At 66.7% G+C, this 23,575-nt stretch carries 20 protein-coding genes; 5 read left to right on the top strand and 15 right to left on the bottom strand.

Features of this window, described 5'->3' with window-relative positions:
- Position 1 precedes the first annotated feature (1 nt).
- A complete protein-coding gene (locus HBJ55_RS17100; protein ID WP_167117733.1) occupies positions 2–1,195 on the bottom strand; it encodes an MFS transporter in 1,194 nt (397 codons plus the stop codon).
- Between the two features lie 375 nt (positions 1,196–1,570).
- On the opposite strand from HBJ55_RS17100, the gene HBJ55_RS17095 reads away from it, so the two are divergent.
- Complete coding sequence (locus tag HBJ55_RS17095) at positions 1,571–1,792, top strand: hypothetical protein (RefSeq protein WP_167117730.1); 222 nt, start codon at positions 1,571–1,573, stop codon at positions 1,790–1,792.
- A 16-nt stretch (positions 1,793–1,808) separates the two neighbouring features.
- On the opposite strand, the gene HBJ55_RS17090 is transcribed toward HBJ55_RS17095, so the two are convergent.
- The 7 genes from HBJ55_RS17090 to HBJ55_RS17060 form a co-directional block, all read right to left on the bottom strand.
- On the bottom strand, positions 1,809–2,975 hold the full coding sequence (locus tag HBJ55_RS17090) for an alpha-hydroxy acid oxidase (protein WP_167117727.1): 1,167 nt from the start codon (positions 2,973–2,975) through the stop codon (positions 1,809–1,811).
- Positions 2,972–3,982, bottom strand: a complete 1,011-nt coding sequence (locus HBJ55_RS17085; protein ID WP_167117724.1) for a 2-hydroxyacid dehydrogenase — start codon at positions 3,980–3,982, stop codon at positions 2,972–2,974. The genes HBJ55_RS17090 and HBJ55_RS17085 overlap by 4 nt, the downstream gene beginning before the upstream one ends.
- Entirely contained in the window at positions 3,975–4,904 is a 930-nt protein-coding gene (locus tag HBJ55_RS17080; protein ID WP_167117721.1) for a dihydrodipicolinate synthase family protein, read from the bottom strand. The genes HBJ55_RS17085 and HBJ55_RS17080 overlap by 8 nt, the downstream gene beginning before the upstream one ends.
- 29 nt (positions 4,905–4,933) lie before the next feature.
- Positions 4,934–6,055 carry a mandelate racemase/muconate lactonizing enzyme family protein gene (locus HBJ55_RS17075; RefSeq protein WP_167117718.1) on the bottom strand — a complete coding sequence of 374 codons (1,122 nt, stop codon included), beginning with the start codon at positions 6,053–6,055 and terminating at the stop codon, positions 4,934–4,936.
- A gap of 29 nt (positions 6,056–6,084) precedes the next feature.
- Complete coding sequence (locus HBJ55_RS17070; protein ID WP_167117715.1) at positions 6,085–7,590, bottom strand: tripartite tricarboxylate transporter permease; 1,506 nt, start codon at positions 7,588–7,590, stop codon at positions 6,085–6,087.
- 99 nt (positions 7,591–7,689) lie between these two features.
- Positions 7,690–8,199, bottom strand: a complete 510-nt coding sequence (locus tag HBJ55_RS17065) for a tripartite tricarboxylate transporter TctB family protein (RefSeq protein ID WP_167117712.1) — start codon at positions 8,197–8,199, stop codon at positions 7,690–7,692.
- Positions 8,200–8,242: 43 nt separating this feature from the next.
- The gene (locus HBJ55_RS17060) at positions 8,243–9,214 is read right to left on the bottom strand and encodes a tripartite tricarboxylate transporter substrate binding protein (protein ID WP_167117709.1); all 972 of its coding nucleotides are present in this window, start codon (positions 9,212–9,214) and stop codon (positions 8,243–8,245) included.
- A 195-nt stretch (positions 9,215–9,409) separates the two neighbouring features.
- Here HBJ55_RS17060 and HBJ55_RS17055 point away from each other — a divergent pair, with 195 nt between their 5' ends.
- Both HBJ55_RS17055 and HBJ55_RS17050 read left to right on the top strand, forming a co-directional pair.
- Complete coding sequence (locus tag HBJ55_RS17055; RefSeq protein WP_167117706.1) at positions 9,410–11,200, top strand: IlvD/Edd family dehydratase; 1,791 nt, start codon at positions 9,410–9,412, stop codon at positions 11,198–11,200.
- Between the two features lie 89 nt (positions 11,201–11,289).
- A complete protein-coding gene (locus tag HBJ55_RS17050) occupies positions 11,290–11,982 on the top strand; it encodes a GntR family transcriptional regulator (RefSeq protein WP_167117703.1) in 693 nt (230 codons plus the stop codon).
- A gap of 6 nt (positions 11,983–11,988) precedes the next feature.
- Here the strand turns inward: HBJ55_RS17050 and HBJ55_RS17045 are convergent, their stop codons facing one another.
- The 5 genes from HBJ55_RS17045 to HBJ55_RS17025 all read right to left on the bottom strand — a co-directional run bounded on the left by HBJ55_RS17045 (position 11,989) and on the right by HBJ55_RS17025 (position 17,700).
- On the bottom strand, positions 11,989–13,188 hold the full coding sequence (locus HBJ55_RS17045) for an alpha/beta fold hydrolase (RefSeq protein ID WP_167117700.1): 1,200 nt from the start codon (positions 13,186–13,188) through the stop codon (positions 11,989–11,991).
- 133 nt (positions 13,189–13,321) lie between these two features.
- Positions 13,322–14,524: a 3-oxoadipyl-CoA thiolase gene (pcaF, locus tag HBJ55_RS17040; protein ID WP_167117697.1), complete on the bottom strand. Its 1,203-nt coding sequence runs from the start codon at positions 14,522–14,524 to the stop codon at positions 13,322–13,324.
- 58 nt (positions 14,525–14,582) lie between these two features.
- On the bottom strand, positions 14,583–15,356 hold the full coding sequence (locus HBJ55_RS17035; RefSeq protein ID WP_167117693.1) for a CoA-transferase subunit beta: 774 nt from the start codon (positions 15,354–15,356) through the stop codon (positions 14,583–14,585).
- Positions 15,356–16,186, bottom strand: a complete 831-nt coding sequence (locus tag HBJ55_RS17030) for a CoA transferase subunit A (protein ID WP_167117690.1) — start codon at positions 16,184–16,186, stop codon at positions 15,356–15,358. The genes HBJ55_RS17035 and HBJ55_RS17030 overlap by 1 nt, the downstream gene beginning before the upstream one ends.
- Before the next feature lie 176 nt (positions 16,187–16,362).
- A complete protein-coding gene (locus HBJ55_RS17025; RefSeq protein ID WP_167117688.1) occupies positions 16,363–17,700 on the bottom strand; it encodes a class-II fumarase/aspartase family protein in 1,338 nt (445 codons plus the stop codon).
- Between the two features lie 304 nt (positions 17,701–18,004).
- On the opposite strand from HBJ55_RS17025, the gene HBJ55_RS17020 reads away from it, so the two are divergent.
- Both HBJ55_RS17020 and HBJ55_RS17015 read left to right on the top strand, forming a co-directional pair.
- On the top strand, positions 18,005–18,790 hold the full coding sequence (locus HBJ55_RS17020; RefSeq protein ID WP_167117685.1) for an IclR family transcriptional regulator domain-containing protein: 786 nt from the start codon (positions 18,005–18,007) through the stop codon (positions 18,788–18,790).
- Between the two features lie 101 nt (positions 18,791–18,891).
- Positions 18,892–19,854, top strand: a complete 963-nt coding sequence (locus HBJ55_RS17015; RefSeq protein WP_167117682.1) for an AEC family transporter — start codon at positions 18,892–18,894, stop codon at positions 19,852–19,854.
- A 192-nt stretch (positions 19,855–20,046) separates the two neighbouring features.
- On the opposite strand, the gene aroQ is transcribed toward HBJ55_RS17015, so the two are convergent.
- Together aroQ and glnE are read right to left on the bottom strand one after the other, a co-directional pair.
- Positions 20,047–20,490, bottom strand: coding sequence for a type II 3-dehydroquinate dehydratase (gene aroQ / locus HBJ55_RS17010; RefSeq protein ID WP_167117679.1), 444 nt, complete (start codon positions 20,488–20,490; stop codon positions 20,047–20,049).
- Positions 20,491–20,530: 40 nt separating this feature from the next.
- The gene (glnE, locus tag HBJ55_RS17005; protein WP_167117676.1) at positions 20,531–23,512 is read right to left on the bottom strand and encodes a bifunctional [glutamate--ammonia ligase]-adenylyl-L-tyrosine phosphorylase/[glutamate--ammonia-ligase] adenylyltransferase; all 2,982 of its coding nucleotides are present in this window, start codon (positions 23,510–23,512) and stop codon (positions 20,531–20,533) included.
- Positions 23,513–23,575: the final 63 nt, after the last annotated feature.

The following is a 23,575-nucleotide window of genomic DNA, read 5'->3' as shown; positions in this document are numbered from 1 at the left end:
CCTACTGACGGGATGCGAGCAGCCGCGGGGTGACGGCCATGGCCACCAGGCTGATCAGCAGCGTGGGCAGGAAGGCCAGCGCCACGGTGCCGGAAAGGTCGTTGAGCCAGCCGCCGACCACGGTGATGCCGAATACCAGAAGGTACCCGAAGAACAGCATGCCGGCCATTAGCCGCGGCAGCGCCTCGAGGCGCACCAGCCAGGCCGGCAGCGCCAGCACGAAGATGAACAGCGCGCTGGTGAAGAAGCCGAACACGCCCGCCGCCCACACCACGTGGCCGCCCGGCAGCCACAGCATCAGCGGCAGGGCCAGCAGCGCCAGCGCGGTGATGCCGATCAGCGGCCGGGGCCGGCCCATAAGCCGGTCGGCATAGTAGATCAACAGCGCCGAGGAGAGCATCTGGGCGCCGTTGAGGGCGGTGAGGCTGGGGGCCAGCAGCGACAGGCGCTCGCTGGCCTCGAGCAGCGGAGGCAGGAACACGTTGCCGGTGAAGTAGAGCGCTGCCGCCGCGCCGAGCAGGGCCACCAGGCGCCACGTGCGAGCGTCGTGGGGGTCCGGCAGGGTCAGGCTCGCGCTGCGGGAGCCGTTCGCCATGGCCGGCAGGTGCCGACAGCCGACGATCAGCGCCAGCATCAGCAGCGGCACCGGGGCGACCCATAGGGCGAAGGCCCACTGCCACTGGGCACCGAGCCAGGCCGCGGCCATCGGCCCGGTGGCGCCCGCCGCCAGCAGCTCGCCCACCAGCAGGCCGTTGGTGTACACCGCCGAGGCGCGCCCAATACGGCCGGGCGCCCACAGCTTGGCGAGTACCGGCATCGCCGTCTGCATGAAGGCGATGCCTGTACCCATCAGTACGGTCGCCAGCAGGAAGGGCAGGAAACCCTCCGGCAGGCTGCGCAGCGCGCTGCCCAACGCCATGATGGCGAGCCCCAGCAGCATGCTTGAGCGCGTACCGACCCGCGCCAGCAGCCAACCGGCCAGCAGCGCACCGAGGGCCAGCGTGACCAGCGGCAGGCTGGTGGCAATCGCCACGTCGCTGCTGGAGAAGCCCAGCACCGCCTTGAGCTGGGGAATCAGCGGCGGGACCACCAGCACCGTGAGGCGCAGGTAGAGCCCCAGGCACCACAGCAGGCCGTAGGCCAGCAGCGCCTGACGCAACTCGCTCGGCGGCGATGTGGTGGTGTCCTGAGTCATGCCCTGCTCTCCTGATTGCAAACGCCCAGCCCATAAAGCCGAAACCGGCCAAAGGCCGGTTCGGGATGATGCCATGCGGCACCTCTTGTTAGCACTCTAACGAAAGTCCTAGAGACAGCTGGCCAGGAAAGGGAGCTGCCAATAGCCTGATAGCCCTTCGTCACGATAAGCTTTTACTAAAGCGCTCTGCAGCAAGCAACGTTACTGCACGGGTGTACGCCCCCTTCATTGGCTCCCCGTCATTAGAAATGTCTGTGCGCATCATTTCCGGCTATGGAACCGCGAGCTCTCCATTCCGCCCAGTTGGCCGAAACACCTCGATTTTCCGCCACCTCAGGCGGGAAGGGGTGCCCCCGCCGCCTCTTCACCGTCCTGATGGTGCTGACTCACCTCACCACCCAGATCAGCCCGGACACCCGCTGGTCCGGTCGCCTCCAGGCCCTGCTGGAGAAGCACACCGGCCGAACGGAAGACACGGTGGAGAAATGCCACCGCGAACTCAACGAGCGCGCTCTGCTCCATGTAACCGCCACCCGCGCCATCAAACTGCTACATATCTCCACCAACAGCGAGCCAAATCCCTTCCTGGGAGGGTGAATTTCGAACTCCAGGATCAGGCACTCTGCCTACGCAGACACTGCGGGCCCAGCGAATCGAGGCTGGTGACGCCCAGCAGGGCCATATTGCGCTCGATCTCCTCGCCGAGCAGGGTCACGGCCCTGGCGACACCGGACTCGCCGGCGATGCTCGCCGCATAGTTGAAGGGGCGGCCCAGGAACACGAAGCTCGCCCCCAGCGACAACGCCTTCAGCAGTTGGCTGCCACGCCGGAAGCCGCCGTCGATCATCACCGGTATGGCCCCTTCCACCGCCGCCAGCACTTCGGGCAGCATGGTCAATGGCGCCACGGTGGCGTCGAGCTGACGCCCGCCGTGATTGGAGACGATCAGGCCGTCGGCCCCTGCCGCCACCGCCCGCCTGGCATCCTCGGGGTGCAGGATGCCCTTGACCACCAGGGTGCTGGACCAGCGTGCCCGGACCCGCTCGAGGGTCGACCAGTCGAGATGCCGGCGGCCCGAGAAGTCCCGGTTGACGTTCCTGGCCAGCACCGGCACGCCGCGGGTCGCAGCATTGTTCTCGAAATGCGGTACGCCGTGGCGCCACAGGGTGCGCAGGAAAGTCCCGAACAGCCAGCGCGGTCGCACCACGCCATCCCATGCCAGGCGCACGCTGGGCCGCAGTGGCGACGAGAAGCCGGCACGCCGGTGGTTCTCGGGGTTCGGCGGCACGGCATAGTCCACGGTGATTACCAGCTTCGTGAAGCCGGCCCGCTCGACCCGGGCCAGCAGGGCATCGATCTCCTCCGCCGTTCCGGGCAGGTAGGCCTGGAACCAGTCCGAGCCGCCCGACCCCGCCAGTTCCTCCATGGGCATCAGCGAGGTGCCGCTGACGACCATGGGGATCCCGGCGTCGGCCGCCGCTTGCGCCAGCACCCGGTCGCCGCGATAGGCCGTCAGGGCGCTGATGCCCATGGGCGCGATGCCGAAGGGGTAGGCGTAGCGCTGGCCGAAGAGCTCGGCCTCGGTAGATACCTCGGCGACGTTCACCAGCGCCCTTGGCAGGAACCGGTAGTCATCGAAGGCATCACGGCTGGCCCGGGCGGTGCCGCCCTCCTCGGCCACGCTGGCCACATAACCGAATAGCGGCCGCGGCAGGTGTCGGCGGGCCGCCCGCTCGAAGTCATCGAGACACAGAATGCGCTCCAGACGCCGCGACATCATTGTGCCTCCCTGGATTCACCGGTGGCCCGTCGCAAGACGGTCTCGTTGACGGCGGTGCGCGGACCGCGGCCGGCCAGGGCGCCCACCAGGTTGTCCACCGCCAGTTGGGCCATGGCCTCGCGGGTCTCGTGAGTCGCCGAGCCGATATGTGGCGTAGCCACCACATTGGCCATGCTCGCCAGGGGCGAATCCCCTGGCATGGGCTCCTCGGCGAAGACATCGAGCCCCGCCGCGCGGATGACACCGCGCTGCAGGGCATCGATCAATGCCGGCTCATCGACAACCCGGCCCCGCGCCACGTTGACCAGCGCGGCGGACGACTTCATCCGCGCCAGGGCCGCGGCGTCGATCAGGTGGTGGGTATCGGCGTTGTAGGGCACGCTCAGGCAGACGATGTCCGCCTCCGCCAGCAGGGTGTCCAGCTCGCGACGCTGGGCGCCCAGGCTGGCTTCCAACTCGGGCTTCGGCGTGGACGCCGTATACAAGACCGGCATGCCGAAGCCCAACGCACCGCGCCGCGCGATCGCCGCACCGATCCGCCCCGCCCCCACGATGCCCAGCGTCTTGCCATGCACGTCGACCCCGAAGTGCTCGCGACCGATGTGCGCCTGCCACCGCCCCTCGCGCACCAGGTTGGCCAGCTCCACCAGGCGGCGCTGAGTGGCCATGATCAGCGCGAAGGCCGTGTCCGCGGTGGACTCGGTCAGCACGTCCGGCGTGTGGCACAGCAGGATGCCGCGCCGATTCATGGCCGCCAGCGGCAGGTGGTCGTAGCCCACCGAGATGGTCGACACCACACGCAGCGCCGGGGCCTCGGCCAGCATCGCCTCGTCGAGTTCCAGCTTCCCGCCGATCAGGCCATGGGCCCGCGACAGGGCCGCGAGGAATTCTTCGCGATTGTCGTCGGTGAGGTCCTCGAAGTACTCGACCTCGGCGATCCGTGACAGCCTTGCCAGCTGTGCCTCGCTGAGCCGCCGCACGGCGACGATACGCCAGGCCTCACCCATGGTCTGCCTCCCCCAGTCCCGCCATGCGGAAGCCCATCGCCTCGAGCGCGGCGAACAGACTACCGGCACGCTTCTCGTCCAGCTCGACCAGTGGGGGACGCACGCGACGCCAGTCGGCCGCCGCGGAGAAGTGCGCCGTGGCGGCCTTCATGGCGGGAATCAGAGGATACCGCTCGAATAGGTCACGCAGGGTGTTGAGCCCTTGCTGACGCTCGTCGGCGTCGTCGGCCTGCCAGTTCGCGGCCAGGCCGGCGATGGCCGCTGGGTTGACGTTGGCGGTAGCGCTGATGCAGCCGGCGCCGCCTGCCCGCAGGGTGTCGAGCAGGAACCGCTCGCTACCGGCATAGACGGCAAAACCGTCACCGCCGAAGCGCTCGATCAACGCCTGGGTATGCGCCCAGTCGCCACCGCTGTCCTTGATACCGGCGATGGTGTCGGGAAAGGCGCTGCGCAGGCGTTCAACCAATGCCAGCGACAACGGCACCTGGGCGACGGGCGGAATGTGGTAGAGATAGACCCGCAGCCGCGAATCCCCCACCCGCTCGATCACCTCGCTGTAGTAGCGAAACAGCCCCTCGTCGCTGACGCCCTTGTAGTAGAACGGCGGCAGCATCAGCACACCCGCACAGCCCGCCGCCACCGCCTCGCGGGTCAGGGCCACGCTGTCGCCGATCGCACAGTGCCCGGTGCCGGGCATCAGGCGGGCGGGATCGACATCGCCCTCCACCAGGGCGCCCAGCAGGCCCTGCTTCTCGGCCACCGTCATGGAGTTGGCCTCGGAGTTGGTGCCGAACACCGCGAGCCCGACGCCGTGGGAGGCCAGCCATCGACAGTGGGACACGAAGCGCCGGGGTTCCGGCGCCAGATCGGCGCCGAAGGGGGTGATCACCGGAGACCAGACGTCTCCATGCGCTTGGGACATGACGTTCTCCTTAATCGGGTCAGGGCCCTTCAGTGCCAGGGCTCGATGGCATAGCGCTCCAGCGCCGCCGCATCGAAGCCGAACCCGAGGCCCGGCGTGGTGGGCAGCCGCAGCCGGCCGTCGGCGAATTCCAGCTGGGTATCGACCAGCCGCCGGAAGTTGAGCACCTGGTCGTCGGCGAAGAATTCCACCATGTGCACGTTGGGCGCCGAGGCAGCGAGATGGATGTGCAGGTCGTGGAACCAGTGCGGGTAGACCTCCACGCCGAAGCTCGCCGCGGTGGCGGCGATTCGCCGGAACTCGGTGATCCCGCCGCACACCGCGGCATCGGTCTGCAGGATCATGGCGCCTTCCTTCTCCAGCAGTTCGCGGAAGCGCCAGCGTCCGGCCTCGATCTCCCCGGTGGCCACCGGCACCGGGGTGCGCTGCGCGAGGCGCCGGTGGTTGTCGATGTCGTCCGGGCTGAAGGGCTCCTCGATCCAGAACGGGTGGTAGGGCTCGGCCATGCGCATGAAGGCCAGCGCCGACGGCAGGTCCCGCCAGGCGTTGTTGGCATCCAGCATGACCTGGACGGCGGAACCCACGGCCTCCCGCACCGCCGCCAGCCGCGCCTCTTCCCCGGCCAGGTCCTCGCGCCCCACCTTCATCTTCACCGCGGTGAAGCCCTGGGCGACGTAGCCGGCCATCTCCTCGCCCAGCATCTCAGGCGTCTTGCCATCCAGGTAGTAGCCACCACTGGCATAGGCCGGCACGCTCTGGGTATCGCTGGCGCCCAGGTACTTATAGAGCGGCAGGCCCGCCGCCCGGGCGTTGCGGTCCCAGAGGGCGGTATCGAGGATGCTGATGGCGCGCATCACCGCGCCGCAGCGACCGTGCAGCAGCGACTCCTGATACATGGCCTGCCACAGGGCCTCGGTGGCATGGGCATCCCCCCCCACCAGCACCGGCCGCAGCAGATCCCGCACAGCATGCGCCACCAGGGCCCCGGCGTTGTTGCCACCGTAGCAGAAGCCGATGCCGACATGGCCGTCGTCGCCGGCCACCTCGACGAGCACATAGTCGCGCTTGTGCACCTGGCGGTTGGAGAAACTTGTGGGGTTATCCAGCGGCACGCTGACCGTCCTGGCACATACCTCAGTGATTGTTGTCATGATGAAGTCCTCGTGATGATGGTTGGGGGTCACTGGGCTTGCGTACGTGCGCGCAGGGCTCCGCGCAGCCAGCGGAAGAGTGGGGTGGCCTGCAGCACCGAGAAGGCGGCGATGCACAGCAGCACCACGGCGATCGGGCTCGTCAGGAAGATGCCCAGGCTACCCTGCCCGATCAGCATCGACTGCTGAAAGCTGGTCTCCATGACCGGCCCCAGGATCAGCCCGATCACCATGGGGGCCGGCGAGACGCCCGCCTTGTTCATCCAGTAGCCGAACAGCCCGAAGCCGAGCATCAGCCCCACCTCGAACAAGCTGTTGTTGATGGCGAAGGCGCCGATCACACAGAGCGTGATGATCGCGCAGGCCACGAAACTGTCGGGCACTTTGGTGACGCTGACGCACAGCCGGGTGAACAGCAGGCCCACCAGCAACAGTCCGACGTTGGCGAAGATCACCGCCCAGATCAGGGTGTAAGTCACATCGCCGTAATCGGTCAGCAGGTTCGGCCCTGGCAGGATGCCCTGCACCATCAAGGCGCCGAGCAGGATGGCGGTGGAGGAACTGCCGGGAATGCCCAAGGCGATGGTGGGAATCAGGGCACCACCCACTACCGCATTGTTGGCCGCCTCGGGGGCCGCCACCCCGGCGATGTCGCCCTTGCCGAAGCGACTCTTGTCGCGGGCGAAGCGCTTGGCCTCGTTGTAGGCGAACCAGCTCGCGGTATCACCGCCGGTGCCCGGGATCAGGCCGGTGACGATGCCGATCCCGCCGGAGCGGAAGATATTGGGCAGCAGGCGCCGGATCTCGGCGAGGCGCGGCATCAGCCTGTCGGTGATCTTGCTCGCCACCTTCTGGGAGCCGTGGGCGTTCTCGATCAGCACCAGCGCCTGGGGGATCGAGAACAGCCCGATCAGCGCCACGGTGAACTCGATCCCCGAGAACAGGTTGATGTTACCGAAGGTCATGCGCGGCGTGCCGGTGATAAGGTCCATGCCCACCGTGCTGACCAGCAGCCCCAGGGCACCCGACAGCAGACCGCTCACCACCGAGCCCTGCGACAGCGAGCCGATGATGGTGATGCCCAGCACGGCGATGGCGAACAGCTCGACGGGGCCGAACTTGAGCACCAGCACCCCCAGCAGCGGCGCCGCCGTCAACAGCGCGATGCCGCTCAGCAGGCCACCGACGAAGGAAGCGAACAGCGAGATCCCCAGGGCCTTGCCGGCCTGCCCCTGCTGCGACAGCGGAAAGCCGTCGAGCACCGTGGCGGCGGCCGAGGGCGTGCCGGGGGTTCGCAGCAGGATGGCGGCGATGGAGCCGCCATAGGAGGCCCCCACATAGAGGGATGCCAGCATGCTGAGCCCCGTGGCGGGATCCATGCCGAAGGTCAGTGGCAAGAGTAGCGCCAGGGCCATGGTCGCCGAGAGCCCCGGCATGGCCCCGACGAACAACCCTAGCAGGGTCCCGCCCAGAATCAGGGCGATATTGGTGAACGTGATGACGTTGGTCAGGCCCACCAGAACGAGGTTTTCCATATGACTAAGCTCCAGGAGCCGGTTCCGGGCAGCCTCCGTTTCGCCCGGCCCGAGAGTGGCGGCGACGCCAGCAGGGCCAGGCGCGACGGGGCGCCGGAGTCAGGAGAGGATGGGCGGCAGCAGCGGCACGGGAAGCCCGAGGAAGCCGATGAACACCAGGCACACCACTGCCACCAACACCGCAATGCCCAGCAGGGCGAAGCGCCTTGAGACGTGACCGATCAGCGCCAGGGCCACCACCATGAAGGCCACGGTGGCCAGCAGGTAGCCCAGCAGCGAGATGCTGTAGACGTAGAAAGCGGCCAGCAGGAAGACCAGCATGGCCTTCCATCGTTTGCGCTGACCAGCAGATGCCGTGGCTGACACCTCCTGCTCGGAAGGCGAATTGTCAGAGGGCGATGCTGGCGTATCGGTTCCGGCCATCATTCGGCGGCGACGAATCGGGCCCAGGCATTCCTGGCCGATAATCGCCGCGCCGAACAGGGCCACGACGATCGAATAGATCAAGGGCATGTTCGCTGCCTTATCGGGATAACCCAGGGCTGTGACGTAGAAGGTAACAGCCACGCCGATGGCGAATACCCCCAGGGTCAGACGACTAACGTTCATGTGTTCCCCCTTGTCTCTCGTCGCGGACAGGCGCCTGCACGCTTTATTCGTTGACCTCATCCTTGATCTCGTCCCAGATCGCCGCGAACTGCACTTCCATGTCCTGCATCATCTGGCCGTAGTCATCGCCGGTCAGGATGTCGAGGTTCATGGCACGCTCCTGGGCGGTCCGCTGGAACTCCTCGTTGTCCTTGAGGCCCTCGAAGGCGGCGATCAGCTCCTGGCGCGCCTCTTCCGGGATGCCCGCCGGCGCGCTGTAGCCACGCGAGGAACCGGCTACCACGTCGATGTCCTTCTCCACCAGGGTCGGCAACTCGGGCAGCACCTCCAGGCGCTCGCGGGTGAACACCGCCAGGGGACGCAGGCTGCCTGACTGTATATGTCCGTAGACGTTGCCCAGATTGTTGAAGCTAGCATCGATCTTGCCTCCCATGGCCGCCGTGGCCGAGGGACCGTCTCCCTGGAAGGGCACCTTCTGGAAGGTCAGACCGGTGGCCTTCTCGATCATGATCGTGGAGAAGAAGTCATCTCCACCGACCCCGGAATTGCCCACCGTGATCTGGCCGGGGCGCTCCTCGGCCGCGGCGAAGAAGTCCTCCACCGTCTGGTAGGGGCTGTCCTCGGGCACCACGATGATGCCGGGATCGGTCACCACGTTGGCGATCGGGGTCAGCTCGTCGATCGAGTAGTTGATGGCGTCGTTCATGATGTAGTTGGTCATCAGCATCGGAGTGTTGGTGATGCTGATGACGCTGCCATCGTTAGGCGACTGCTTGGCCAGGCGGGTCCAGGCGATCCCCCCGGTCGCTCCCGGCAGGTACTCATTGACGAACTCGATACCCAGAGATTCCCGGAGGAACGGCTGGGTCAGCTGGGCCAGGGCGTCGCTGCCCCCACCGGCCTTGAAGCCCTGCAGGACCTTCAGTTCGTCTCCTGCCGAGTACTCCGCCTGGGCGGCTCCGGACAGTAAGAAGGTGGATAGCAGGGTAGCGGCGAAAGCTCCACGTTTTTGCATGGTGGTTTCCTCGAGTGCTGTTTGTCGTTGTGCTGCACGTTGGCGTGCAAGACGCGCTTGCCCGATCCAACGTAGTAGGTTGCCAACAAGATTGTCAATAATCTTGTCAACCAAATTGATAACGCCTAGCCTAGCGCTCATGGGCCGTGCGAACGGACGGCCAGTTCACGCCGCGAACGACACGAGGAAACCGCTATGAGTCAGGACTTCCACAACGACAACAACGGCAAAGGGCAGGCCCAGCCACAGGGTTGGGACGCCTCCCCCCATGGCATGTCCAACCGCTTGACCAACTATGGGGATTCGGCCTTCTCGCTGTTCCTGCGTAAGGCCTTTATCAAGGGCATGGGTTACACCGACGACGCCCTCTCGCGCCCGGTGATTGGCATCGCCAACACCTACAGCGGCTACAACGCATGTCACGGCAATGTGCCGGGCCTGGTGGAGAGCGTGAAGCGCGGGGTGATGCTCGCCGGTGGGCTGCCGGTGGACTTCCCCACCATCACCCTCCACGAATCCTTCGCCCATCCCACCAGCATGTACCTGCGCAACCTCATGGCGCTGGACACCGAGGAGATGATCCGCGCCCAGCCCATGGATGCCGTGGTGCTGATCGGCGGCTGCGACAAGACCGTGCCTGCCCAGTTGATGGCCGCCGCCAGCGCCGGCATCCCCACCGTGCAGGTCGTCACCGGCCCCATGCTATCGGGCTCCCACCGCGGCGCGCGGGTCGGCGCCTGTACCGATTGCCGGCGCTACTGGGCCGCCTATCGGGGCAAGGACATCGACGACGAGGAGATCAACGAGGTCAACGACAAGCTGGTACCCACCGTTGGCACCTGCTCGGTGATGGGCACGGCGAGCACCATGGCCTGCCTGGCCGAGACGCTGGGCATCATGCTGCCCAACAGCGCCACCGCCCCGGCGGTGTATGCCGATCGGCAGCGCATCGCCGAGCAGTCCGGCACCCAGGCCGTGCAGCTCGCCCGCGCCGGCGTCACCCCGGAGCAGATCCTGACCCCCGAGGCCTTCGAGAACGCGCTGCGCGTGCTGCTCGCCCTGGGTGGCTCCACCAATGCCCTGATCCACCTCACCGCCATCGCCGGGCGGCTGGGCATCGATATCGATCTCGAGGCCTTCGACCGCATGAGCCAGGAAACGCCGGTCCTCGTCGACCTCAAGCCCTCCGGGGAGGGCTACATGGAGGACCTGCACCGCGCCGGCGGCCTGCCTACCCTGTTGCGCGAGCTGGCGCCGCTGCTGCACCTGGATGCCATGACAGTCAACGGCCGGACCCTGGGCGAGAACATCGACGCCGCCGTGCATCTCATCGACCAGAAAGTGGTTCGCCCGCGCGAGAAACCGGTCTATGCCCAGGGCGGCATCGCCGTGCTGCGCGGCAACCTCGCTCCCGCCGGCGCCATCATCAAGCAGTCGGCCGCCTCCCCCGAGCTGATGACGCACCGTGGACGCGCCGTGGTGTTCACCGGCCTGGAGGACCTGGCCAGGCGCATCGACGACCCGGACCTCGACGTGCGGGCCGACGACGTCCTGGTGCTGCAGAACATCGGGCCCAAGGGGGCGCCCGGCATGCCCGAGGCGGGCTATATCCCGATCCCGAAGAAGCTCGCCGCCCAGGGCGTCAAGGACATGGTGCGGATCTCCGATGGCCGCATGAGCGGCACCGCCGCGGGCACCATCGTGCTGCACATCTCGCCCGAGTCTGCCGAGGGCGGCCCCCTGGGCCTGGTCCGCGACGGCGACATCATCGCCCTGGACGTGCGCGCCAACCGCCTCGGCCTGGAGGTGGGCGACGCCGAGCTCGAGGCCCGTCGCCAGGCGTTCCGGGCCAATGCTCCCGACGAGCCCCTGCTGGGCTACCGGCGGCTGTTCATGGAGCAGATCCTGCAGGCCGAGGAGGGTTGCGACTTCCGCGCCTGCCGCCCGGCACCCCGCTGCAGGGTACCCCGAATCCATGAAGCCTGAAGGCGCCCTTTGGTACACTCATGGGAGAGCAGCGGTCCCGGTACCGGCTGCACTCCTCCACCCTGTCGATGACCGCTGGGGAAGCGAACATGAGCCGAACTGCAGTATCCCTCGAGTCGCGTCACGCCGAAGCCACGCCGGTGGTTGGCGTCGACGACATCGTGGCAGCCGTGGAGGAAGACATCGTGCTCGGCCGCCTGCATCCCAAGGAGCGGCTGATCGAGGAGGCGATGATGGAGCGCTTCGACTGCAAGCGCCACGTGGTCCGTCAGGCACTCTTCCAGTTGGAGAGCATCGGTCTGGTCGAGCGCGTCAAGAACCGCGGCGCCTTCGTCAAGAGCTACCCTCCGGAGGAGGTCGAGCATCTCTATGCCATGCGGGAAATTCTCGAACTCGCGGCGGTCGAGGCCCTGCCCCTGCCCGCACCGTCCGAGTGGCTAGCGGAGCTGGAGGACATCCACCGGCGCTACAGCGAAGCCGTCGATGCCCTCGACCTTCGTCGGGTCTTCCGGCTCAACATCGCCTTCCACCGCACCCTGTTCAAGGCCGCCGGCAACCCGTACCTCTACGAGACCATCAACGAGTTCGCCCAGAAAGCCCACGGCATTCGCTTCATTGCCATCGCCGACAAGGACTCCTTGGCGCAGGCCCAGCGCGAACACCAGGCCATGATCGACGCTATCCGCAGCCAGGATCGGGAGCGGCTCGCCCGGCTGTGCCGGGAACATCTGATCCCCTCGAAAGAGCGCTACTTGAGCCTATATAAACACGCCTACGCCTAGCTATCGTCAGCCCTTCTCCTCGCCCCAACCCAGCTCCTTGGCCAACGCAAACGCATGGTTCGCCGCCGGCACGCCGGCGTAGACGGCCACGTGCATCAGCACCTGGCGCAGCTCGGCTTCACTGAGTCCGATGCGCTTGGCGGTCTTGAGGTGCAGCGTGAGCTCCTCGCGGCCCAGGGCGGCGAGGATGCCGGTGGTGATCAGGCTACGCTCGCGCCGGGTGAGGTCGTCGTTGCTCCACAGCTCGCCCCAGGCCAGCCGGGTGATCATCTGCTGGAATGGCGCGTCGAGGCTGTTGGCGTTCTCGGTGGAGCGGGCCACGTGCTCCTCGCCGAGCACCTGCTTGCGGGTCTCGAGACCCTCGGCGTAGCTCACGCCATGCTCGCCGACGTCTTCGCGATCGGCAGCCATCCACAGCAGCAGCCGCTTGGCCGTGGCGGCGGGGTCTTCGACCGAGGGCACATGAGCGAAGCCTTCGAGAATCTCCAGCGGCGCCCCGCCACACTCGGCGGCCAGGGCCTGCAGGGTCTCCGGCGGGGTGGCCACGTCGGCGCTACCGCCGAGCAGGTGCACGCCGATGCCCGGATGCTCGGCGAGCGGCCCCTTTAGCTTGCCGCGGAAGTCGGTGCGGCCGAGCATCTCGCACAGGCGGGCGTAGGATTCGTCGTCGCCGCGGCCCATCTGGGTGCACCAGCCGGCCTGGAGTGCCGGTTCGACCTCGAAGCAGGCCGGCGCGAACCAGCGCGGCACGATCTCCTCGGCCATGGCCGCCAGGCCTTCCTGGCGAATGCGGCCGGCGCGGGTGGTCCACAGCTCCTGGTTGCCGATCACCGCGCCGGTGTTGGTCAGAGTGACGGTGTAGAGCCGCTCGGCGTGTTCAGCGATCAGTTGCTGACCGACCACGCCGCCGATGGAAGTGCCGACAAAGTGGAAGCGTGACGCGCCGGCATGCTCGACCAGCGCTAGCGCCTCACGGGCCAGCGCCGCCGGGGTGATCTCGCCGCCCTCGGCCGGCCAGGCCTGGCTGGCACCGTGGCCGGGCAGGTCCCAGGTCAGCACGCGGTAGCGCGGCAGCAGCGCCGGCAGCAGGTCGTCCCACACCGCCTGGCTCATGCCCAGCGGGTGCGCCAGCACCACCAGCGGCAGCGCCTCGGGGCCGAGCAGGCGATAGGCGACGCTGCGGCCGTCGATGGTTAGAAATGCCATGAACACTCTCCCATCCTCAGGCGTCGAATCATGACTCGGCGCCTGATGGAAAATAGCTGTAAGACGGAAGACCGGGTGCTTCGCACCTGGAAAAACACTGATTCTTCCCTCTTCTCTCTTCCCTCTTCTTTTCTTACGCTCTTTCGATCAGCGTGGCGATACCCTGCCCCACGCCCACGCACATGGTGCACAGCGCATAGCGCTTGTCGGTGCGCTGCAGCTCATGGGCCGCAGTCAGCAGCAGGCGGGCGCCGGACATGCCCAGCGGGTGGCCCAGGGCGATGGCGCCGCCGTTGGGGTTGACCCGCGGGTCGTCGTCGGCGAGCCCCAGGTCCCGCGTGCAGGCGAGTGCCTGGGCGGCGAAGGCCTCGTTGAACTCGAAGATGTCGATCTCGTCCATGGTCACGCCGGTGCGCTCGAGCAGCTTGCGTACCGCCGGTACCGGGCCGTAGCCCATGATGCGCGGCTCGACGCCGGCCGTGGCCATGCCGATGATGCGGGCCATGGGCTTGAGCCCATGTTGCTCCACCGCGGCCCGGCTCGCCACCAGCATGGCGGCGGCGCCGTCGTTGACGCCCGAGGCGTTGCCGGCGGTGATGCTGCCGCCCTCGCGGAACGGCGTCGGCAGCCCGGCCAGCTTCTCCAGGGTGGTCTCGCGCGGGTGCTCATCGGTGTCGAACACCAGCGGCTCCTGCTTGCGCCGGGGGATCTCGATCGGCGTGATCTCGATGGCGAAGCGGCCCGCTTTCTGGGCGGCGGCGGCCTTCTGCTGGGAGCGCAGGGCGAAGGCGTCCTGGTCCTCACGCGAGATCTTGAACTGCTCGGCGACGTTCTCGGCGGTCTCCGGCATGGAGTCGATGCCGTGGGCCTTCTTCATCAGCGGATTGACGAAGCGCCAGCCGATGGTGGTGTCCTCGATCTTCTGGCCGCGGGAGAAGGCGCTGTCGGCCTTGCCCAGCACGTAGGGTGCGCGGGACATGGACTCCACGCCGCCGGCCAGGGCCAGCTCCATCTCGCCGGCCTTGATGGCGCGGAAGGCGGTACCTACCGCATCCATGCCGGAGCCGCACAGGCGGTTCATGGTGGTGCCGGGCACCGAAGTGGGCAGGCCCGCCAGCAGCGCCGACATGCGCGCCACGTTGCGGTTGTCCTCTCCGGCCTGGTTGGCACAGCCCATGAAGACCTCGTCGATGGCGGCCGGGTCGAGATCCGGCGCATCATTCAGCACCGCCTTGAAGATGGTGGCGGCGAAGTCGTCGGGGCGCACGCTGGCCAGGGTGCCGCCGAAGCGGCCGATGGCGGTGCGCCGCGGATGGCAGAGAAAGACGTCGGTCATAAAAATCTCCTGAAATTCGCTGTAGAACGTGACGAATGCAGACCGTTTTTGAGCGAATTTACTCGCCCGCGTGCTTGCGCTCGGTCCTCGCCTTCAACTCGCGCAGGATTTCGAGTTCGTTGGCGCTGGGCTCGGGCGTGGTCTCGAGCGTGTCGGCGAAGCGGATCTCCCAGCCGGTGGCCTCGATCACGTCCTCTCGGGTCACGTTCGGGTGCAGCGAGACGACCACCAGTTCCTTGGTCTCGGGGTCGGGCTTCATCACGCACAGGTCGGTGATGACCCGGGTCGGGCCCTTGCCGATGTTGGGCACGCCGTCGCGGCCCTTGCCATCACGGCCGAAGCCCAGGGTGGTGATGAAGTCGACGTCCTTGACGAAGGCGCGCTTGGAGTGCTTCAGGGTGATGAAGACTTCGCCGGCGTTGGTGGCGATCTCCGGCGCCCCGCCGCCGCCCGGCAGGCGTACCTTGGGATCATGGTAGTCGCCGATCAGCGTGGTGTTGAGGTTGGCGAAGCGGTCGATCTGGGCGGTACCCAGGAAGCCCACGCTGACCTTGCCGCCCTGCAGCCAGTAGCGGAACATCTCGGGCACCGAGACGGTGGTCAGCGCCGACTCGCACAGTTCGCCGTCGCCGATGGAGAGCGGCAGCACTTCGGGCTTGGTCTGCAGGGTGCCGGATTCATAGATCAGCACCACCTCGGGGGCGTGGGTCAGGCGCGCCAGGTTGGCGGCCTCGCTGGGCAGGCCGATGCCGACGAAGCAGGTCATACCGTTTTCGAGCGCGCGCGCGGCGGTGACGCTCATCATTTCCGCTGAGGTGTAGTCGAGGCTCATCAGGCGTTCCCCCCTGCATTCATGACGTTCTCTTCGATCCACCGGGTAAAGGTGTCGCGGTCACGGGCGATGGCGTCCCACTCCTTGTAGAAGGCGTTGTTGCGCGGGTAGTAGCCGTGGGCATAGGAGGGCAGCGAGCCCTTCTCGGCCACGGCGACGGCGCTGACCGCCCAGCCGGGGATGATGCAGGCGTTGGGGTGGTAGTCCGGCTCGGTGCGCAGGTCGTCGACGATCTCCTCGACGGTGACGATGCTCTTCCTGGCTGCCAGCACGGCTTCCTTCTGCACGCCGATAATGCCTTCGACCAACACGTTGCCGGCGCGGTCGGCCTTCTGCGCGTGAACGATGGAGACGTCCGGGCGCACCGAGGGCACCGCGGCCAGGCGCTCGCCGGTGAAGGGGCACTCGATGAACTTGATCTGATCGTTGACGCTGGGCAGCTCGCTGCCGACGTAACCGCGCAGCACGGCCAGCGGCAATCCGGTGGCCCCGGCTTCGAAGGCGCAGGCCATGGCAGCGTGGCTGTGCTCAAGAATCTCGACCTTGTGCGGCCAGCCCTTCTCCACCGCGTCGCGCAGGCGATGCAGTGAACCCACGCCGGGGTTGCCGCCCCAGGAGAAGATCACTTTCTTGGCGCAGCCGGCACCGATCATCTGGTCGTAGACCAGGTCCGGCGTCATGCGGATCAGGGTGAGGTCACGCTTGCGCTGGCGGATCACTTCGTGACCGGCGGCGAAAGGAATCAGATGGGTGAAGCCCTCCATGGCCACGGTGGCGCCGTCTTCGACGAAGCGTGCTACCGCGTCATGCAGGCTCAGGAACTCGGCCATGGTCGTCCTCCTGGCGGGTCTTCTCAAATAAGTTCGAATAGCGAACTTTGTTTTGTGATGCGAACAAGTTACCCCTATGCCACCTGATCGTCAAACCTCACCAGAGACGCAAAAGCACTAGGGGAGGCCAGGCCTCCCCTTGCTCGGGACATGCAAAATAGTGATTTTTCAGCGAATCATTCCTGCTGGAGCCAGGCAATGGCGCGCTGCACCTGTGCCTGGCTGCTACCAAGGTATAAGGCTGGATCCGTCGCCTGGCGCAGCGCCTCGGCGTCGAGCTGCCCATGGGCCTGGGCGATTTCGGCATGCGCTTCGAGCGCCTCGGTATAGGGAATACCCTGGAAGCGCGCCGTTTCGGCGGCTTCGGCGCTGATCCGCTTGGCAGCGTCCTGGCCCAGCACCGGCGCCAGCAGGCGCGATACCGGTTCGGCCATGATGCCGCCGCCGGTAGCTGCCAGGTTGCGGTGCATCGCCTCGGGGTTCACCTCGATCCCTTCGAGCAGCGTGGCGGCTTGCTCCAGTGCGCCTTCCAGCAGCAGGGCGCTGTCGACCAGCGGCGACCACTCGGCGTGCCACTCGCCCAGCCCTCGCTCCAGCGGTTGGGCGGCGGCATTGAGCAGCACCGTGGTGTAACCATGCACCTGCCGGGCGGCGCCGCGGATCATGGCGCAGCGTACCGGGTTGCGCTTGTGCGGCATGGAAGAGGATTCGCCCATGCCCGGGGCGGAGGGCTCGGCTACCTCGCCCACCTCGGTCTGGGTCAGTAGCGAAATATCCAGCGCCAGTTTTTCGGCCACTCCGGCTGTGGCGTCCAGCGCCGTTCCGAGGGCATGGATCGGCTGGCGGTCGGTGTGCCAAGGGAGCACCGGCGTTGCCAGGCCGAGCTTCTGAGCGACAGCGTCCATGAAATCGAGGCCCTGCTCGTCCCAACCGGAGTGCACGCCTACGGCGCCACCGAACTGCACCGGCAGCTCGGCCTGCGCCAGGCGGCGGCGCGCCTGCTCCAGGCCGATGGCCCAGTGCGCCACCTTGACGCCGAAGGTGATCGGCAGCGCCTGCTGCATCAGGGTGCGCCCCACCATGACCGTCTGCTCATGGCGCTTCATCAACTCGACCGCGGCGGCACGACAGCGCACCAGCAACGCATCCAGTGCGGCCAGGCGCGGCTTGAGCAGCAGCATCAGCGCCGAGTCGATGACGTCCTGGCTGGTCGCGCCCATGTGAAAGTATCTCTTGAGTTCGTCCGGAAGCGCCGCGCGTGCCTGCTTGACGAAGGGGATGGCCGCATTGCCGCCGCTGGCAATACCGGAAGCGATCGCCGCCGAGTCGAAGGTGTGACTTTCCAGGCAACAGCGCATTTGCGCACTCGACCCCTGAGGCAGTGCGCCGTGCGCCTCCTGCACTTCGGCCAGCGCCAGCTCGAACGCGAGCATTGCCTGGACCATGGCCTCGTCATGACACTCAGCCAATGCCGTTTGGCTCATGAAGGGATGCCGAAGCAGGGCGTCAGGCATATCATGCTCTCCTCAGGAAGGGCTGGCTCATACTCAGTCTCAAGACCTAGGCTCAGGACTTAGCTTAGCCCATAGTCGCACACATGTTCGCAATTCGAACATTATGCTAGATTGAAAGGCTTCTAAAGAGCAAACCATCCGAGGAAGCGCTGAACAAATCGACGAGCGAGATGAAGCACAAGGCGCACGGAGCACAGGAACCGGAGCCTATGGGGTATTAGGTGAGGATTCCGAGCACCGCGCAACGCAGTGATTCGCTAGCGCAGGCATTTGGGCAGTGTTTCCTCAAGACGACGGAACAAAAATGGCACAAGAGGAAGAGGTTCTCAGCCCCGACGACCGGGACTTCGTCACTGCACTGGCCAGCGGCCTGGAGGTCATCCTGGCCTTCGACGAGACGCACTCACGCATGACGCTGAGCGAGGTCGCCAGCCGTACCGGCATGAACCGTGCTCGCGCCCGGCGCTTCCTGCTGACGCTGCATGCCCTGGGCTACGTGCGCAAGCAGGGCCGTAACTTCGAGCTGGCCCCGCGGGTGCTGCAGCTCGGCTACGCGTTTCTCTCCGCCAACAACTATCGTAGCGTGATCCAACAAGTGCTGGAGGACATCACCGCCGAGAGCGGCGAATCCTCTTCTCTGGGCGTGCTCGACGGCGACGAGGTCACCTATGTGGCGCGCTCCTCGGCTCGCCATCGGCTGATGGCGATCACCCTCTCCGTCGGCACCCGTCTGCCCGCCGCCCACACCTCGATGGGGCGCGCGTTGCTGGCCCAGCTTCCCGATGCCGAGCTGGATGCCTTCCTGGAGCGGGTCACGCTAGAGCGCTACACCGACAAGACCGTGACCGACAAGGCCGCGCTCAAGAAGTGCATCCTCAAGGTGCGTCAGCAGGGCTACGCCATCGCCGACCAGGAGCTGGACTCGGGGCTGCGCTCTCTCGCGGTGCCGGCCTTCGATGCCAACGGCAAACTGCTCGGCGCCATCAACATCAGCACCAATGCCGCCCGGGTGGATCTGGATACCCTGATGAAGGAGTACCTGCCGCTACTCCAGCAGAAGGCTCGCGATATACGCGCCACTGTCAGTTGAAGGGCAAAACAACTCCGCACGCTCTCGACGCTTTTCCTTTCAGGTAAGACCGTCCAGGGCCGCCCTTGGCCCGGTCGTGGTTGCCTTGGCACGGAGGCCGCATGCTAGAAATTCTCGCCATCACCACGCCGATCTTCCTACTGATCGGTACCGGCTATCTGGCCATGGCGACTCGGCTGGTCAACCGGGAACAGATACAGGGCGTGGCCACCTTCGTGCTCTACTTCGCCCTGCCTGCGCTGGTAATTCGAGCCCTGACGCAGAACCCTCTCGACGAGGTACTCCAGACGCAGTACCTGCTGGCCTACGGCCTTGGCTCAGTTGCCATATTCAGCCTGGGCCTGCTGCTGACGCTGGCAATACAGCACAAGCCACTCAGCGAAGGCGCCATGCATGCCCTGGGCATGTCCGCTTCCAACAGCGGCTTCATCGGCTATCCCGTCGCCGCCATGGTGATCGGTAGCTCTCCGGCAGCCATCTTCATGGCCCTGAACATGATGATCGAGAACCTGCTGGTCATACCGGCAGCACTGATCCTGGCAGAGGCAGGTCGACAGAGCGGCGCCGGCATCGCCACGGTAGCTCGCAAGACATTCCTGCGCCTGGTTCGCAATCCGGTGCTGGTCGGTATCACGCTAGGCCTGCTGCTGGCCGTGACGGAGACGCCCCTGCCGCGCCCCCTGGCTCAGGTCGTCGATATGCTGGCCAGCGCCGCCGGCCCGGCGGCGCTGTTCGTGATTGGGGGCACCCTGTTCGGACTTCGCGTCCGCGGCATGTTCAAAGACGTGGGCCAGATCGTCGTCGGCAAGCTGATCTTCCATCCGCTGGCCGTGCTCGGAGTGTTCCTGCTGATGCCGCAGGCAGACCCAGGCATGGTGGCTGGCGCCCTGCTGTTCGCCTGCGCCCCGATGGTCAGTATCTACCCGCTGCTCGGCCATCGCTACGGCATGGCCGGTATCAGCGCCGCCGCGCTGATGGTCGCCACCCTGGCCGCTTTCGCCACCCTGAGCCTGGGTCTCTGGTTGATGGCTGCTTCTGGGCTGCTACCTACCAGCCAGGTATAGAGCGGCCACAGAGTCCCGGGGCACTCTTGCCTGGCGGAGGCAACGCAGAAGAGACTCCGATAACGACAATTGCGGCCAAGACGCCTATCACCCACGAGACGCTACTCGTCAATAGCGAGCTGATCGACTCGTTACTCTAAGGGGGTCGTTGTGAAAGCCCGCTGCCGTGGGGTACGACAGCGGGCACCAGGCTCAGGCACGCTCGGCGGCGCGTATCACGGCGTCCAGCGCGGCCAGGTAACCCTGGCTGCCGAGGCCTGCGATCACGCCATCAGCACGCAGCGAGACGTAGGAGTGGTGACGGAAACTCTCGCGCTTGTGCACGTTGGAGAGATGCACCTCGATCACCTTGCCCTCGAAGGCGTTGAGCGCATCGAGAATAGCCACCGAGGTGTGGGTGTAGGCGGCGGGGTTGATGACGATCGCCGCAGTACCATCGTCACGCGCGGCGTGGATGGCGTCGATCAGCACGCCTTCATGGTTGCTCTGCAACGCCTTGATGTCCCAGCCATTGACGGCAGCCTTCTCGTACAACGCATTGTTGATGTCGTTCAGGGTCTCGCTGCCGTAGATCTCGGGCTGGCGGGTGCCCAACAAGTTGAGATTGGGGCCGTGCAGGATCAGTACCTTGTTCATTGCTAACTCTCTCGTGAAAACGGAATCGGGCGGATGAAACTCATGCCAGCGGCTCCAGCAGCCTCTGCCAGGCGTTGATCACCGCCTGGCGGTGGGCGTGAAAATCGGCGTCGCGACCGCGGGCGGGCTGACGGGTCAGCGAGGCGCGGTGGGCGGCGCTACGCAGGGCCAGGTAGGCGTCGCGCAGGCGTTGGCACTCCTCGGCGGGTAGGCGGCCGGTGCTCTCCAGGGTCTCGAGGATGCGCATGTTGTCGCTCCACTGCAGCAGTTCGGGGGTGTCGTGGCCCATGGTGAGCACCGCGAACTGGCACAGGAACTCGATGTCGATCATGCCGCCGGGATCGTGCTTGAGGTCGAACTCGCCCTCCCCGGCCTTGCCGCCCAGATGGTCGCGCATCTTCTGGCGCATCTTAACCACCTCCTCGCGCAGCGCCCGGCATTCGCGCTCGCGCCCGAGAATCTCGCGACGCACCGCATCGAACCCCTCCGCCAGCCGAGGATGGCCGGCCACTACGCGGGCACGCACCAGCGCTTGATGCTCCCAGGTCCAGGCTTCGCGGCGCTGGTATTCACCGAAGGCCTCGAGCGTGGTGGCCAGCAGCCCGGCGTTGCCCGAGGGGCGCAGGCGCATGTCCACCTCGTAGAGGGTACCGGCCGGGGTCACCGCGGTGAGCAGATGGATGATGCGCTGGCCCAGCCGGGTGAAGAATACCGGCGTGTCGATGGGCCGCGCGCCGTCGGTCTCGCCCTGGGAATCGGCATCGTGAATGAAGACCAGGTCGAGGTCCGAGCCGTAGCCCAGCTCGATGCCGCCCAGCTTGCCGTAGCCGACGATCAGGAATTCGGGCTCGCTACCGGCCCGGTTGCCATCGCGCCGCAGCGGATAGCCGTGCTTGCGAACCAGGTGGCGCCAGGCCATGGCCAGCACCTTCTCCAGCAGCACTTCGGCAATGTAGGTGAGGTAGTCGCTGACCTTCATCAGGTGCCGGGTGCCGGCGATATCCGAGGCGGCGACGCGCAGCACGTGGGCATGCTTGAACACGCGCAGCGCCTCGAGCTGAGCCTCCTCGTCATCCTCGGGGATGCGCCCCAGGGCCTGGCGCAACTCATCGGCCAGGCGCGCCTTGTCGGCCGGAGTGTAGAGCGTATCCGGCGTCAGCAGCTCGTCGAGCAGAATCGGGTAGCGGGCCAGCTGCTCGGCAATCCACGGGCTACCGCCGCACAGCCCCATCAGGTGGCTCAGCGCCTCGGGATTCTCGCGCAGCAGTGCCAGGTAGGCGGTGCGCCGCAGTACCGACTCGACCAGCGGCAACACCCGTTCTAGCGCCGTGTCGGGGGCGTCGCTGGCGGCCACGGCATCCAGCAGCAGCGGCATCAGCGCTTCGAGGCGGTCGTAGCCGATGCGCTGCATGGACTGAACCTGGCGCGACTGGCGCAGGGTCGTGAGGCGTCGCAGTGCCAGCTCGGCCTGGTCGAAGCCTGCCTCGGCGAGCAATGCTTGCGCCTCCTCGGGCTCGAGCTCGCCGCACCAGAGCGCACGCCACTCCTCGAGCGATCGGGCCCCCTCCCCAGGGGCTTCGCTCGCCTCCTCGACCTCTTCTTCCGGGTCGGCGATCACTGCGTCGAAGTGATGGCGCACCCGGCCGCGCACCTCCTCGAGTCGCGCCACGACCGCCGGCCAGTCCTCCATGCCCAGCGCCTGGGCGACGCGCTCACGGTCGAGGTCGTCGTCGGGCAAGCTCTGGGTCTGGCGATCCTCCAACGCCTGCAGCACGTGTTCGAGATCGCGCAGGAAGACGTAGTCGGGTTCGAGTTCGTCGACGACAGACTGAGGCAACAGGCCAAGCGCGGGCAGGCGGGCCAGCGCGGTGCGCAGCGAAGTGACCTGCAGCTCGGTATCGCGACCGCCGCGGATGAGCTGGAAGGCCTGCACCACGAACTCCACTTCGCGGATACCGCCGGGACCGAGCTTGATGTTGGCCTGCATGCCGCGGCGTTTGACCTCACGATTGATCAGCGCCTTCATTTCGCGCAGCGACTCGATAGCGCCGAAGTCGAGATACTTGCGATAGACGAAGGGACGCAGGTTGCCGAGCAGCTCGCTCCCGGCCCCCAAGTCTCCGGCCACCGGCCGCGCCTTGAGCAGGGCATAACGCTCCCACTCGCGGCCCTGGTCCTGGTAATAGGCCGCCAGCGAGCTGAAATTGCCGACCAGCGGACCGCCTTCGCCCAATGGGCGCAGGCGCATGTCGACGCGAAAGGCGAAACCGTCGGCGGTCACTGCGTCCAGCGCGGCGATCAACCGCTGCCCCAGCTTGGTGAAGTACTCCTGATGCTCGAGCGACTTGCGCCCGCCCTCGGTCTCGCCCTTCTCGGGGTAGGCGAAGATCAGGTCGATATCCGAGGAGAGGTTGAGCTCGCCGGCACCGAGCTTGCCCATGCCCAGCACCACCAGGCGCTGCTCGCTGCCGTCGGCGCGCGGCGCCGGGTGCCCCCAGCGCGGTTCGAGGTGTGCCTCGAGCCAGCCCAGCGCCCCCTCGAGACACACCTCGGCCAGCCGCGACACCGAGGCGGCCGTCGCCCACATGTCGATCCCCGCCGGCCGAGTCAGGTCGCGCCAGACGATGCCCAGCATGCGCGCCCGGCGAAAGCGGCGCAGCGCCGCGTGCAGGGCCGCTTCATCGTCGACGCTCTCCAGGCGCTCGGCCAGCCAGGCCGCGAGCGTATCGGCACCAGGCGCTTCATCCAGCTCGCCGCTGGTATCGAGGTGCTGCAGCCAGTCGGGGTAGCGCACCAGGGTATCGGCCGCAAAGTCGGAGATGGCGATGACGCGTGCCAGCTGACGCCGACGCTCGGGATCGAGGCCCAGCCAGTTCTCCGACGGGGACTCCTGGCCGGTCATCTCGGCGACGCTGTCGCCCCGTGCCAGGCTTTCGCCGAGACGTTGCCAGGCCTTTTCCAGTGCAGGGACGAGTGCGGGGGGAAGAGTGTCGGCGGGCAGGAAGTCGTCGGGTAAGGGCATGGCAACGGGCCTTGTCGCAGCTGGGTTACCCTCAGCATATCGAAGGCGCTGACGCTGGGGCAC

The sequence above is a fragment of the Billgrantia bachuensis genome (assembly GCF_011742165.1).
Classification (GTDB): domain Bacteria; phylum Pseudomonadota; class Gammaproteobacteria; order Pseudomonadales; family Halomonadaceae; genus Halomonas; species Halomonas bachuensis.
The sequence above is the reverse complement of the archived record's forward strand: the minus strand, read 5'-3'. Positions and strand labels throughout refer to the sequence as shown.

What these genes read in the sequence shown, in the direction of transcription:
- HBJ55_RS17100 (WP_167117733.1), bottom strand. Translation starts at nt 1,195, where the DNA reads ATGACTCAGGACACCACCACATCGCCGCCGAGCGAGTTGCGTCAGGCG.
- HBJ55_RS17095 (WP_167117730.1), top strand. Translation starts at nt 1,571, where the DNA reads ATGGTGCTGACTCACCTCACCACCCAGATCAGCCCGGACACCCGCTGG.
- HBJ55_RS17090 (WP_167117727.1), bottom strand. Translation starts at nt 2,975, where the DNA reads ATGATGTCGCGGCGTCTGGAGCGCATTCTGTGTCTCGATGACTTCGAG.
- HBJ55_RS17085 (WP_167117724.1), bottom strand. Translation starts at nt 3,982, where the DNA reads ATGGGTGAGGCCTGGCGTATCGTCGCCGTGCGGCGGCTCAGCGAGGCA.
- HBJ55_RS17080 (WP_167117721.1), bottom strand. Translation starts at nt 4,904, where the DNA reads ATGTCCCAAGCGCATGGAGACGTCTGGTCTCCGGTGATCACCCCCTTC.
- HBJ55_RS17075 (WP_167117718.1), bottom strand. Translation starts at nt 6,055, where the DNA reads ATGACAACAATCACTGAGGTATGTGCCAGGACGGTCAGCGTGCCGCTG.
- HBJ55_RS17070 (WP_167117715.1), bottom strand. Translation starts at nt 7,590, where the DNA reads ATGGAAAACCTCGTTCTGGTGGGCCTGACCAACGTCATCACGTTCACC.
- HBJ55_RS17065 (WP_167117712.1), bottom strand. Translation starts at nt 8,199, where the DNA reads ATGAACGTTAGTCGTCTGACCCTGGGGGTATTCGCCATCGGCGTGGCT.
- HBJ55_RS17060 (WP_167117709.1), bottom strand. Translation starts at nt 9,214, where the DNA reads ATGCAAAAACGTGGAGCTTTCGCCGCTACCCTGCTATCCACCTTCTTA.
- HBJ55_RS17055 (WP_167117706.1), top strand. Translation starts at nt 9,410, where the DNA reads ATGAGTCAGGACTTCCACAACGACAACAACGGCAAAGGGCAGGCCCAG.
- HBJ55_RS17050 (WP_167117703.1), top strand. Translation starts at nt 11,290, where the DNA reads ATGAGCCGAACTGCAGTATCCCTCGAGTCGCGTCACGCCGAAGCCACG.
- HBJ55_RS17045 (WP_167117700.1), bottom strand. Translation starts at nt 13,188, where the DNA reads ATGGCATTTCTAACCATCGACGGCCGCAGCGTCGCCTATCGCCTGCTC.
- pcaF (WP_167117697.1), bottom strand. Translation starts at nt 14,524, where the DNA reads ATGACCGACGTCTTTCTCTGCCATCCGCGGCGCACCGCCATCGGCCGC.
- HBJ55_RS17035 (WP_167117693.1), bottom strand. Translation starts at nt 15,356, where the DNA reads ATGAGCCTCGACTACACCTCAGCGGAAATGATGAGCGTCACCGCCGCG.
- HBJ55_RS17030 (WP_167117690.1), bottom strand. Translation starts at nt 16,186, where the DNA reads ATGGCCGAGTTCCTGAGCCTGCATGACGCGGTAGCACGCTTCGTCGAA.
- HBJ55_RS17025 (WP_167117688.1), bottom strand. Translation starts at nt 17,700, where the DNA reads ATGCCTGACGCCCTGCTTCGGCATCCCTTCATGAGCCAAACGGCATTG.
- HBJ55_RS17020 (WP_167117685.1), top strand. Translation starts at nt 18,005, where the DNA reads ATGGCACAAGAGGAAGAGGTTCTCAGCCCCGACGACCGGGACTTCGTC.
- HBJ55_RS17015 (WP_167117682.1), top strand. Translation starts at nt 18,892, where the DNA reads ATGCTAGAAATTCTCGCCATCACCACGCCGATCTTCCTACTGATCGGT.
- aroQ (WP_167117679.1), bottom strand. Translation starts at nt 20,490, where the DNA reads ATGAACAAGGTACTGATCCTGCACGGCCCCAATCTCAACTTGTTGGGC.
- glnE (WP_167117676.1), bottom strand. Translation starts at nt 23,512, where the DNA reads ATGCCCTTACCCGACGACTTCCTGCCCGCCGACACTCTTCCCCCCGCA.